This window comes from Microbacterium sp. UBA837, assembly GCF_002296025.1.
In the GTDB taxonomy this organism is placed as follows: Bacteria; Actinomycetota; Actinomycetes; order Actinomycetales; family Microbacteriaceae; genus Microbacterium.
In genome coordinates this window covers 1-11,642 of the sequence record NZ_DBHD01000024.1, presented here as the reverse complement: position 1 = coordinate 11,642, position 11,642 = coordinate 1, and the positions used below count along the sequence as shown (strand labels likewise).

The 11,642-nt window shown below is 68.3% G+C and carries 12 protein-coding genes; 10 read left to right on the top strand and 2 right to left on the bottom strand.

The features are described 5' to 3' along the window. The coding region (locus B3587_RS02145; protein ID WP_292726189.1) for a hypothetical protein at positions 1-408 on the bottom strand (408 nt) is incomplete at its 3' end. A 196-nt stretch (positions 409-604) separates the two neighbouring features. After that, on the bottom strand, positions 605-1,408 hold the full coding sequence (locus B3587_RS02140; protein ID WP_292726187.1) for a hypothetical protein: 804 nt from the start codon (positions 1,406-1,408) through the stop codon (positions 605-607). A gap of 129 nt (positions 1,409-1,537) precedes the next feature. Between B3587_RS02140 and B3587_RS02135 the strand changes: the two genes are divergently transcribed. The 10 genes from B3587_RS02135 to B3587_RS02090 all read left to right on the top strand — a co-directional run. Further along, the gene (locus tag B3587_RS02135; protein ID WP_228178364.1) at positions 1,538-1,909 is read left to right on the top strand and encodes a VOC family protein; all 372 of its coding nucleotides are present in this window, start codon (positions 1,538-1,540) and stop codon (positions 1,907-1,909) included. 98 nt (positions 1,910-2,007) lie between these two features. Then, entirely contained in the window at positions 2,008-2,658 is a 651-nt protein-coding gene (locus tag B3587_RS02130; protein ID WP_228178365.1) for a GntR family transcriptional regulator, read from the top strand. Next, a complete protein-coding gene (locus B3587_RS02125) occupies positions 2,655-4,181 on the top strand; it encodes an MmgE/PrpD family protein (protein ID WP_292726184.1) in 1,527 nt (508 codons plus the stop codon). Before B3587_RS02130 ends, B3587_RS02125 begins: the two co-directional genes overlap by 4 nt. Continuing rightward, on the top strand, positions 4,181-5,095 hold the full coding sequence (gene prpB / locus B3587_RS02120; RefSeq protein WP_292726182.1) for a methylisocitrate lyase: 915 nt from the start codon (positions 4,181-4,183) through the stop codon (positions 5,093-5,095). The genes B3587_RS02125 and prpB overlap by 1 nt, the downstream gene beginning before the upstream one ends. Before the next feature lie 2 nt (positions 5,096-5,097). Next, positions 5,098-6,288 carry a bifunctional 2-methylcitrate synthase/citrate synthase gene (locus tag B3587_RS02115; protein WP_228178368.1) on the top strand — a complete coding sequence of 397 codons (1,191 nt, stop codon included), beginning with the start codon at positions 5,098-5,100 and terminating at the stop codon, positions 6,286-6,288. Then, positions 6,285-7,460 carry a thiolase family protein gene (locus B3587_RS02110; RefSeq protein WP_292726180.1) on the top strand — a complete coding sequence of 392 codons (1,176 nt, stop codon included), beginning with the start codon at positions 6,285-6,287 and terminating at the stop codon, positions 7,458-7,460. Before B3587_RS02115 ends, B3587_RS02110 begins: the two co-directional genes overlap by 4 nt. Positions 7,461-7,552: 92 nt before the next feature. Continuing rightward, entirely contained in the window at positions 7,553-8,341 is a 789-nt protein-coding gene (locus B3587_RS02105) for an enoyl-CoA hydratase-related protein (protein WP_292726178.1), read from the top strand. 69 nt (positions 8,342-8,410) lie between these two features. Next, on the top strand, positions 8,411-9,187 hold the full coding sequence (locus tag B3587_RS02100) for an electron transfer flavoprotein subunit beta/FixA family protein (protein WP_292726176.1): 777 nt from the start codon (positions 8,411-8,413) through the stop codon (positions 9,185-9,187). Positions 9,188-9,197: 10 nt separating this feature from the next. Next, a complete protein-coding gene (locus tag B3587_RS02095) occupies positions 9,198-10,178 on the top strand; it encodes an electron transfer flavoprotein subunit alpha/FixB family protein (RefSeq protein WP_292726191.1) in 981 nt (326 codons plus the stop codon). A 4-nt stretch (positions 10,179-10,182) separates the two neighbouring features. Further along, a partial coding sequence (locus B3587_RS02090; RefSeq protein WP_292726175.1) for a cytochrome b/b6 domain-containing protein occupies positions 10,183-11,642 on the top strand: 1,460 nt, incomplete at its 3' end.

Sequence of the window (11,642 nt, the reverse complement as noted above, 5' to 3'; positions counted from 1 at the left end):
CTCGCTGTCGACGCCGTCGCTCGAGTTCGTGGCCGTGATCAGCGTGTAGCCCGCGAACTGGAATCCCACCGGGGGTGTGTCGGTGTTCCCAAACGGCGGGGCTGTGGCTGACGGGTCGGGATCGAGCGCCGCAATCTGTCGCGCTCCCGAGCCCTCGGAGATCACCGGAATCGAGGCGAGGCCCCAGGTGACGGATGCGGCGAGCGTCGCTACCGCCATCACCGAAATGAGCCAGAAGGCGCGCGCGAGCGGGGGCACGCGGGTGAGCGGCGACCAAGCGGCGCGGGCACCTGATTCGCTGGCCCGTTCGGTGCTGCGGGGGACTGCCGTGCCCGCGGACTCCTGATCGCCGGTGCCGGCCGCGGCTGCCGCGGACGATGGGGCGCCCCCTTCGGTGCTGGATGCCACTGACGACGTACCTGGGACCGCACCGCTGCGCTTCGAGTTCCTGCAGTCGGTCGTAGGCGACCGGGTCGCGCAGGATGTCGGCGTCGGGACCGTAGGCTCGCGCGCGCAACGCTTGCAGCTCAGCGGCGGCATCGTCGGTCATCGCTTCATGCTCGCATGACCCGTGCTCGCTGACGGTGTCGCCCGCGTCCGGAAGCTAGGCCGCGGTCGCGCCGCCGTCCCAGAAGACACCGATCCGGTCGTCCTGCAGAACGAACTGCAGTGCGCCGCCCTCGGGGAATTGCTCGCGCAAGCGCTCCGGCGCTGTGTCATCCAAGGGAACTTCGATCGTCGCGGGGAAGGCCCCGGCCCGGCATCCGTAGTAGAACGGCCCGTTCACGCCTTGACCATCGGCAGTCAGGTCGTCTTCGTCCAGCCCGATAAGACACTCGCTCTCCCCGTTCGGGCTCATGGCCGACGATTGCGCCATCAGAAGCCCGTAGTACTCGTAGGCGATGGCCTGCTCCGACGTCGTGCCGAAGAATCCCTCGGGTATCGCAACGTCGTCATCGATCTCGAGAGTGGCTACCTGACGGCTCGCGCTTGTCTGCGAGATCATGGGAAGAGACGCGAGTCCCCAGACGATGGATGCGGTCAACGCAATCGCCGCTGCGATCGACACGGCGACGATGGCGGTCGCGACAGGTGGCAGCCGCGAGGTCAGCATGCGCACCAGTGCCCACAGGCGGCGTGTCGCCGGGTCGTCTGCGGCTTCGGCGTCGAGGTCTGCGGCGGGCGCATCGGGCGATTGTGCCTCGGCGGCTGGGCCTGGCTCGCGGCCCGTTCCGGATGCGCTGGACGCCGTAGCCACCGGAGGCCGCTCTGCCTCGCGCTCCGCTCGAAGCTGTGCTTCAAGTTCCATCAGGCGCGAGCTGGCGGCGGGGTCCTCGAGCAGGTCGGCGTCGGGGCCGTATGCCCGGGCGCGGAGCCTCCGCAGTTCGGCAGCCGATGCGTCATCCATTGCCTCATCGTCGCACGGTGTGCATTGCAGGTTCGGCGTGACGAACGCCCTTGTCAGTGCCCCGCGCGACGATCAGACTTGCACCGTCGGGTGAGTCCCGGCTGCTCAGCGCTCATCGAGGAGAACGACATGGCACACGGTGACATCACGCACATCGACATTCCGGTCGCCGACATGGCGGCAGCGACAGCGTTCTACGAACGGCTCTTCGGGTGGCAGATCCGAGAGGCTCCCGGTTTCGAGGGCTACCCGATGTGGCAGGCGCCGAACCAGATCAGCGGTGGGGGCCTCGCCCCACGCAGTGAGGGCTTCACGCAGCCGCGGTCCTACGTCGAGGTGGATTCGATCGACGAGACTGTCGCGTCGGCGACGGATGCCGGTGGCGCCGTCTTGATGTCGAAGCAGCCGATCGATGACACGAGCTGGTGGGCGGTCATCAGCGACCCCGACGGGAATGTCATCGGCCTGTACGAGGGCTCGCCGGGAACGGACGGCTCCTAGCGAACCGTCGCTCTTTGTATACCTAGAGCTATCACAGGAACCAGTATTGATAGCTGGATAGCTTTTGTGTATACATGGAGGCGGGGAAGGGAGAGTCCATGCGAGCGAGCGATCGTGCGTACCGGACGCTCCTGACCGAGATCCAAGACGGCCTCCTACCCGCGGGTGCCGTGCTCGGCGAAGTCGAGCAGGCGGCCCGCCTCGGTGTGAGCCGTACGCCACTGCGTGAGGCGCTCGCGCGCCTGGCTGCAGACGGGCTCGTCGTGCAACAGTCGCCGAGGGTCACTGTCGTGTCGGACGTCGATGCTGATGACATCCGTGCCCTGTTCGAGTTCCGCCGGGCGCTCGAAGAAGCTGCGGCGCGCCTTGCCGCGACGCACGCCGACCCTGCCGCGTTCGCGGCGCTCGCCGCCGAGTTCGACCGCACGTCGCTTCGCGGCGAAGGGCGGGAGCACTACTACGACCTGATCGCTCGGTTCGATGCTGCCCTCGACGACGCCGTCGACAACGCCTACCTCAGCTCGGCGCTGCACACCATCCGCACTCACCTCGTGCGCGTCCGGCGCCTCGCCCGCGAGAATCCCGACCGTCTTTCCGCCTCCGTCGGCGAACACGCCCTGATTGCGCACGCGATCGCCGCGCAGGATGCCGACCTTGCCGCCCACGCAACTCACGTCCACCTCCACAACGCCCTCACCAGCATCCTCGCCTCCCTGTCGGAGGCCCGCACCGAATCCGGAGCAGCATGACCATCACGCATCACGTCCGCGTCCACCGCAGCGACGAGAACCTCGCCCGCGAGGGACAACTCGCCTGGCACATCGCGGAGGTTGCCGCCGACCCGGTAGCGGTCGAACCCGAGGTCGTCGACATGATCATCAACCGCGTGATCGACAACGCCGCGGTTGCGGCGGCATCCCTCACTCGCCGACCGGTGAGCGCGGCTCGCCAGCAGGCGCTCGACCACGCGGTGTCGGTTAGCGGTGCCGGATCGACGGTCTTCGGCTGCGCGAACGAGCGTCGCACGAGTCCGGAGTGGGCGGCGTGGGCAAACGGAGTCGCGGTGCGTGAGCTCGACTACCACGACACGTTCCTGGCTGCCGAGTACTCTCACCCGGGTGACAACATCCCGCCGATCCTGGCCGTCGCCCAGCACGTCGGGGCCGATGGTGCCGCGGTGGTGCGGGGTCTCGCGACGGGCTACGAGATCCAGATGGACCTCGTGCGCGCGATCTCGCTACACAAGCACAAGATCGACCACGTCGCACACCTCGGTCCGTCGGCAGCTGCCGGCATCGGCACCCTCCTGGGCCTGTCCGTCGAGACGATCTACCAGGCCGTCGGGCAGGCCCTGCACACGACCACCGCGACCCGCCAGTCCCGCAAGGGCGAGATCTCGACGTGGAAGGCCCACGCCCCTGCCTTCGCCGGCAAGATGGCAGTCGAAGCCGTGGACCGGGCGATGCGCGGTGAGACGAGCCCCAGCCCCATCTATGAGGGCGAGGACGGCGTGATCGCCTGGCTGCTCGATGGCAAGGATGCCGCCTACGAGGTGCCGCTTCCGGCGCCGGGCGAGTCCAAGCGGGCGATCCTCGACTCCTACACGAAGGAGCACTCGGCCGAGTACCAGGCGCAGGCGTGGATCGACTTGGCCCGCAAGCTCGGTACCGAGCGCCCCGAGCTGCGCGACCCCGCCAACATCGCGAGCATCGTGCTGCACACGAGCCACCACACGCACTACGTCATCGGCTCGGGGGCGAACGACCCGCAGAAGTACGACCCGCAGGCATCCCGCGAGACCCTCGATCACTCGATCCCGTACATTTTCGCGGTCGCGTTGCAGGACGGCGCGTGGCATCACGTCGACTCGTATCTTCCCGAACGTGCCGCACGGCCCGACACGGTGGAGCTCTGGCGCAAGATCACGACGGCCGAGGATGCCGAGTGGACGCGCCGCTACCACTCCGAGGACCCCGACGAGAAGGCCTTCGGGGGTCGCGTGGAGATCGTTATGGCCGACGGTTCCACCGTTGTCGACGAGATCGCTGTTGCCGACGCGCACCCGTTGGGCGCGCGGCCGTTCGCTCGCGAGGACTACGTTCGCAAGTTCCGGCTGCTTGCCGAGCCCGTGCTCGCTCCCGAAGAGATCGAACGGTTCCTCGACCTCGCCCAGCGCCTCCCTGAGCTCTCGGCAGACGAGGTCGGGCAGCTCAACATCGTCGCGAGAATCGGTGTTCTCGCCTCGGCGCCCGCGCCCAAGGGGCTCTTCTGATGCTCTACAGCCAGACATCCGCGGCCGAGAAGCGAAGGCTGTTTCGGGAGCGCCTTGCGTCGGGAGAGCTGTTGCGATTCCCGGGAGCCTTCAACCCGCTGTCGGCGCGCCTGATCGAGCGCAAGGGCTTCGAGGGGGTCTACATCTCCGGTGCCGTCCTTGCGGCCGACCTCGGGCTCCCCGACATCGGCCTGACGACCCTCACCGAGGTCGCGGGCCGCGGGCAGCAGATCGCCCGGATGACCGAGCTTCCGGCGATCATCGACGCCGACACCGGGTTCGGCGAGCCGATGAACGTGGCACGCACCATTCAGACCCTCGAAGACGCAGGCCTTGCGGGCACCCACATCGAGGATCAGATCAACCCCAAGCGGTGCGGTCACCTCGACGGGAAGGCCGTCGTCGATGCTGACACCGCGGTCAAACGCATCCGTGCCGCCGTCGACGCGCGTCGGGACGAGAACTTCCTCATCATGGCTCGCACCGACATCCGTGCCATCGAGGGACTGGATGCCGCGATCGACCGCGCGAAGGCGCTGGTGGATGCCGGTGCCGACGCGATCTTCCCCGAGGCGATGCGTGATCTCGGCGAGTTCGAGCGGATGCGTGCGGCGCTGGATGTGCCGGTGCTCGCGAACATGACCGAGTTCGGCAAGAGCGAGCTGTTCTCGACCGAGCAGCTGCGCTCCGCCGGCATCAACATCGTCATCTGGCCGGTCTCGCTGCTGCGCGTCGCCATGGGCTCGGCGGGGCGCGCACTCGACGAGCTGGATGCGAAGGGGCACCTGCGCGACAGGCTCGACGAGATGCAGCACCGCGCCGACCTCTACGACCTGATCGATTACGAGCAGTACAACCACTTCGACTCGAGCATCTTCAACTTCACTGTCTCTGCACCCATCACGAAGGAGTGAGCATGGCCGACACCGACATCAAGAAGGGGCTTGCCGGCGTCGTCGTCGACTACACGGCAGTCAGCAAGGTCAACCCCGACAGCAACAGCCTGCTCTACCGCGGATACCCGGTTCAGGAGCTCGCCGCCACACAGCCTGTCGAAGCCGTCGCGCACCTGCTGTGGACCGGCGAGCTGCCCTCAGACGAGCAGCTTGCCACTCTGCGCAAGACGGAGCGCGAGAACCGCGCACTGCAGCCCGACGTGAGGGCCGCGATCGATCTCATCCCGCTCGATGCTCATCCGATGGATGAGGTGCGCACAGCCGTCAGTGTCATCGGGGCGCGTGAGACCCGCGGCATCGTGAATGTCATGGACGCGGTGGGCACTCCGCAGCAGAACCTCGAGCGCAGCATCCGTCTCTTCGGCGAACTTCCGGCGATCGTCGCCTACGGGCAGCGGCGCCGCCACGGGCTCGAACCCGTCGATGCGCGCGACGAGCTGGATTACGCCGCGAACTTCCTCTGGCTCACCTTCGGCGAAGAGGCCGACGACGTTGTCGTGGATGCGTTCAACCGGTCAATGATCCTCTACGCCGAGCACTCGTTCAACGCGTCGACATTCACGGCCCGCGTCATCACCTCGACCCTCAGCGACCTTTACTCCGCCGTGGTCGGTGCGATCGGCGCGTTGAAGGGACCCCTGCACGGTGGCGCGAACGAGGCAGTGCTGCACATCTTCGACGAGATCGGCTCGGCCGAGAACGTGTCAGCGTGGCTCGACACGGCTCTCGCCGAGAAGCGCAAGATCATGGGCTTCGGGCATCGCGTGTACAAGCGCGGTGACTCGCGCGTTCCCACCATGAAGGCGGCGCTCGACACCCTTGTCGCCCACTACGACCGCCCGGATGTCGCAGCCCTCTACGACGCCCTCGAATCGGAGTTCGTGGCGCGCAAGGGCATCTACCCGAACCTCGACTACCCGTCGGGTCCGGCCTACAGCCTGATCGGCTTCGACACGCTGACCTTCACGCCGCTGTTCGTCGCTGCCCGCGTTGTGGGCTGGACCTCACACATCATGGAGCAGCAGGCCTCGAACGCGCTCATCCGGCCGCTGTCGGCCTACAACGGCCCCGATGAGCGCCACATCGAGGGCTACGTGCCCGACACCTCCGCGATCAACGTGCAAGAGCGCCCGGAGGAGGCCGCCGAGTGACCACCGCCGTCATCGTCGACGTCGTCCGGACGCCCTCCGGTCGGGGCAAGCCCGGAGGCGCGCTCTCCGGTGTGCATCCCGTCGACCTCGCAGCCGGCACGCTGACCGCGATCCTCGAGCGCAACGGGCTCGAGTCGCGCCAGATCGATGACGTCCTGATGGGGTGCGTCAGTCAGGTCGGCGACCAGGCCGCCAACATCGCTCGTCAGGCTGTTCTTGCGGCGGGCTTCGACGAGTCGGTGCCGGCCGCGACGATCGACCGGCAGTGCGGCTCGAGCCAGCAGGCTGTGCACTTCGCGGCCCACGGGATCATTGCCGGTGCCTGTGACGTCGTGATCGCGGCGGGAGTCGAGTCGATGAGCCGCGTCCCGCTGGGCTCGGCTGGTGCCGGCGGTGCGGATGCCGACGGCATCCGTCGCCGCTACCCTGAGGGCCTCGTGAACCAGGGCGTCTCCGCGGAACTTATCGCGGCGCGGTGGGGCCTCGGACGAGATGAGCTCGACGCGTATGCTGCCCAGTCGCACCGACGGGCCGCCGAAGCCGCGGCGGCAGGCCGTTTCGCGGCCGACGTGCTGCCGGTCGTCACGCCGGGCGGGCTCGTGGACGCCGACGAGACGATTCGAGCCGGCACGTCCGCCGAACAGCTGGCGAGCCTTGCGCCGGCGTTCCGCACACCCGAACTCGCCGAGCGCTTTCCCGACGTCGACTGGCGGATCACCGCGGGAAACTCGTCGCCGCTGACGGATGCCGCCTCAGCAGCGCTCATTATGAGTGAGGAACGCGCGAATGCGCTGGGCCTGACGCCTCGCGCCCGCTTCCACGCCTTTGCCGTGGTCGGCGATGACCCGATCATGATGCTCACCGCACCGATCCCGGCAACCCGGAGGATCCTCGACCGGGCAGGGCTCACGATCGATGACCTCGACGCCTACGAGGTGAACGAGGCTTTCGCGTCAGTACCACTTGCGTGGCAGCGGGAACTCGGCGCCGATCCCGACAAACTCAACCCGTGGGGCGGCGCGATCGCGCTCGGGCATGCGGTCGGCGCATCCGGAACCCGCCTGCTCGGGACCCTCCTGGCTTCGCTCGAACACAGCGGCGGACGCTACGGACTGCAGACGATGTGCGAAGGCGGCGGGATGGCGAACGCCACCATCATCGAGCGGCTGTAGCCAACCGACAATCGGTTGGCGACACCGCCTGTGGATTCGGCAGGATCGATCCGGCCGGCACGCCCCAGCGACACCGAAGAAGGAGAGCGAACGTGACCGAGAACACCGGTGATTTCCAGACGATCTTGGTCGACACGCGCGGTCGCGTGGGCTGGATCCAGCTGAACAGGCCCGAGGCGCTCAATGCGCTGAACTCGACCCTCGCCACCGAGCTTGGCGCGGCAGTGGCAGCTCTCGATGCCGACGAGCAGATCGGATGCATCGTGCTGACCGGTTCGGAGCGCGCCTTTGCCGCGGGCGCCGACATTAAGGAGATGGCCGACAAGACGGTGCGCGACATGACAGTCGACAGCCCCTTTGTCGGCCTCGAGGCCCTTGGCCGGGCCCGCACACCGATCGTCGCCGCCGTTTCGGGCTTCGCACTCGGAGGCGGGTGCGAGCTCGCGATGAGTTGCGACATCATCCTCGCCGCCGACACCGCGAAGTTCGGGCAGCCGGAGATCACCCTGGGAGTCATTCCGGGCCTGGGCGGCACGCAGCGCCTGACCCGCGCGATCGGCTACTACAAGGCCGCCGAGCTTGTCCTGACGGGGCGCATGATGGATGCCGTCGAGGCCGAGCGCGCGGGCCTCGTATCCCGAGTGGTTGCGGCCGCAGATCTTGCCGACGAGGCGATGGCGGTCGCCGAGTCGATCGCCGCGAAGTCACTGCCCGTGGCCTACGCGGCCAAGGAAGCCCTGCGCGCCTCACAGGAGAGCGGACTTGCCGAGGGGCTGAGGTTCGAACGGCAGGCGTTTGCCGCACTGTTCGCCCTCGACGACCAGAAGGAAGGGATGGCCGCTTTCCGCGAGAAGCGCGCCCCCCGATTCACCGGCCGGTGACCGATTCACCCGCACGGATTCGCCCTGGGCTGGCGCGACCATAGACTCGATGCAAGAAGGAGGAGCGCGATGAGGATTCTCGTCCTGGTGAAAGAGGTCCCCGACACGTGGGGGGATCGAGTACTGAATCTCGAGACGGGACTGGCCGATCGAGGCGCAAGCGATGCCGTCATCGACGAGATCGGTGAGCGCTCGCTCGAGGTCGCGCTCTCGTACGCGGACGCCAACCCCGGCACCGAGGTCGTCGTCGTGATGATGGCGCCGGAGTCGGCAACCGGATCGGTGCGCAAGGCGCTCGCTATGGGGGCAGCATCCGCCGTGCACGTCGTCGATGACGCGCTGCTGGGTGCCGATCTGGGGCTCACCGCACAGACCCTGGCCGCCGCGATCTCACGGGCCGGGTTCGACCTCGTGATCACGGGAAACCAGTCCACCGACGGATCGGGTGGGGTCATGGCGGCGATGCTCGCCGAACTGCTGGATGTGCCGAGCATCACGAGCATGAACTCCGTGACCATCACCGAATCTGAGGTCTCGGGTGAGCGGTCGGTCGACGGTGGGTCGATGACGGCATCCGCTGCTCTTCCCGCCGTGATCTCGATCACCGAACGGCTGCCCGATGCGCGGTTCCCGAACTTCAAGGGGATCATGGCGGCCAAGAAAAAGCCGGTCGACACGGTCTCACTCGCTGACCTCGGCGTCACCGCCGATGACCCGGATGCTGCTCGCTCGATCATGATCGCGGTGGCGCAGAAGCCGCCGCGGGCGGCGGGCGTGAAGGTCGTCGACGAGGGCGATGCGGGCGTGAAGCTCGCCGAGTTCCTGATCTCGAACCGGTTGGTCTAAGGGGCAGATGATGGTGGATATTGCAGCTGATGCTGTTCTGGTCGTTCTCGATGTCACGCCCGGCGGCGCGCTCGCCGCAAGCGCCGCGGGCCTGCTGGGTGCTGCGGCCGGCGTGGGAACCCCCGTCGCACTGATCGTCGGCGAGCACGCCGAGACCCTCGCGCCCACGGCCGCTGAACTCGGCGCCGCGCTGGTGCTCACCGCCACGCCAGAGGGCCAGGGGGCGGCGCTGGGTGTGCCGGCGACCGATGCGGTGGCTGCCGCCGCGGCGCTCGTGAATCCTGACGCCGTGCTGCTGTCGCACTCGATCGAGTCGCGCGAGACCGCGGGCCGGTACGCTGCCCGGTCTCGTTCGGCGCTCTGCGTGGATGCTGTCGGCGTGACCCGCGACGACGAGGGAATCGTGGCGCACCACTCCGTGTATGGCGGCGCTTACAACGTCGAGGCAGCGGCTACCTTCGGTGCTCCCGTCATCACGGTGCGCCAGGGCTCGATCGATGCGCGAGCGGAGGCTCAGCCGCTTGTCGCCGAGGAGCTCGAGGTGGCGGCATCCGGGCGCAAGGCCGCGACCATCGGGTCTGTCGAAGAGGTCGTGGTGACCTCGGCGCGGCCTGAGCTGCGTGGCGCCGCCAAGGTCGTCTCGGGCGGGCGTGGCCTCGGCTCGGAGGAGAAGTTCGCCCTCGTCGAGGAACTCGCCGATGTGCTCGGCGCCGCCGTCGGTGCATCGCGTGCTGCGGTCGACGCCGGCTACATCGCCCAGTCCGCGCAGGTCGGTCAGACCGGTGTCTCGGTTGCTCCGCAGCTGTATGTCGCGCTCGGCATCTCCGGAGCGATCCAGCACAAGGCCGGCATGCAGACGGCCAAGACGATCGTCGCGATCAACAAGGATGCCGACGCCCCGATCTTCGAGATCGCCGATTTCGGCGTCGTCGGAGACCTCTTCACCGTCGTGCCGCAGTTGATCGAGACGCTGCAGGCGAAGAAGGCCTGACCCCATGGCGACCTACGCGCGCACCCTGCGGCGCGGGCTGCCCCGCATCCCGGGCGGCGACCCCTGGCCGCCCGCCGGTGAGACGCCCGGCGGGGCGGCCGCGGAGTCCGCGGAAGCCCCCGCACCCTCCGCGGCCACGCCGGCTGCGGCATCCGTGCCTGCCGGCGGCTCACACGAGAGCGGCAGTTCTGCGCAGGAGCTGCGGAAAGATGCGCCGCAGTCGCACGAAACTGCCGCACCCGCAGGGGTCGCCGCAGCGACGGATGCCGCCACAGTCGCGCCGGCTTCACGGGCTGTGCGCCGGGGTCTGCCCCGCGTCCCCGGCGGCGAGCCGTGGCCGCCGGCCGCGCCGTCCCCCGAGCGCGGCACTTCTGTGCAAGCGCTGCGGGAAGATGCACAGCAGTCGCACGAAACTGCAGCACACACGGGAGTGACCGCCACGGCGGTGACGGATGCGGCATCCGGCGTTCCCGAGTCTCGCTTGCCGCAACACGCCGCGCCGGCGACGGCCGACGCGCGGTTTGGGGCAAACGAATCCTCCTCGCGCACCGTGCGCCGGGGGCTCCCTCGCGTTCCGGGCGGCGAGCCGTGGCCGACGGCGGAGATGGTCGCGGCGATCGCGGCATCCGGTGCCGAGGTTCGTTCGCCGCAAACCGTCACCCCCGACGACGACGCGCGGCGTGTTGCGGCAACCGAAGACAGCACGGATGCCGCGCGTGCCAGCACCGCCGTCGCCGAGCGCCCGGCGTCTGACGTCAGCGTGCCGTTGCCGTTCACCCCGACGGTCTGGGAGGGGGCGTCAGCGCGCACCCGCACGGCGCCGCGCCCAGAGCCCGCCCGCATCGGCCCGTTCACGAAAGCGCAGTGGGCAGGAACCGTGATCGTCGGCGGCCTCGGGTTGCTGTTCGCCGCCGGGATGGCCGTCCTCGCGGTGCGGTGGCTGCTCTCGCTCGACGGGATGCAGGACTTCCTCGCGGCCTACCCCGGCGAGTATCACCTGCCCGAGGGCGCGCCGGTCGGATTCCCGGCCTGGCTCGGATGGCAGCACTTCTTCAACGTGTTCCTCATGGTGCTGATCATCCGGACGGGTCTCACGATCCGCACCGAGCAGCGGCCAAGCGTCTTCTGGGCGCCGCGCAACAAGCCCAAGGGCAAGGTCAGCCTCACGATCTGGTTCCACCAGTCGCTCGACATCCTGTGGATCGTCAACGGCGCCATCTTCGTGGTGCTGCTGTTCGTCACGGGGCAGTGGATGCGGATCGTCCCCACATCGTGGGAGGTCTTCCCGAACGCGCTGTCGGCGGCGCTGCAGTATGTGTCGCTGGACTGGCCGACCGAGAACGGCTGGGTCAACTACAACTCCCTGCAGCAGCTCGCCTACTTCACGACGGTGTTCATCGCGGCGCCGCTGGCGATCATCACCGGCGTGCGGATGAGCGGGATCTGGCCGAAGAACGCGAAGGC

Bases quoted from the DNA above. Each gene is read 5' to 3' on its own strand.
- B3587_RS02140 (WP_292726187.1), bottom strand. From the start codon at position 1,408: ATGGATGACGCATCGGCTGCCGAACTGCGGAGGCTCCGCGCCCGGGCA.
- B3587_RS02135 (WP_228178364.1), top strand. From the start codon at position 1,538: ATGGCACACGGTGACATCACGCACATCGACATTCCGGTCGCCGACATG.
- B3587_RS02130 (WP_228178365.1), top strand. From the start codon at position 2,008: ATGCGAGCGAGCGATCGTGCGTACCGGACGCTCCTGACCGAGATCCAA.
- B3587_RS02125 (WP_292726184.1), top strand. From the start codon at position 2,655: ATGACCATCACGCATCACGTCCGCGTCCACCGCAGCGACGAGAACCTC.
- prpB (WP_292726182.1), top strand. From the start codon at position 4,181: ATGCTCTACAGCCAGACATCCGCGGCCGAGAAGCGAAGGCTGTTTCGG.
- B3587_RS02115 (WP_228178368.1), top strand. From the start codon at position 5,098: ATGGCCGACACCGACATCAAGAAGGGGCTTGCCGGCGTCGTCGTCGAC.
- B3587_RS02100 (WP_292726176.1), top strand. From the start codon at position 8,411: ATGAGGATTCTCGTCCTGGTGAAAGAGGTCCCCGACACGTGGGGGGAT.
- B3587_RS02095 (WP_292726191.1), top strand. From the start codon at position 9,198: ATGGTGGATATTGCAGCTGATGCTGTTCTGGTCGTTCTCGATGTCACG.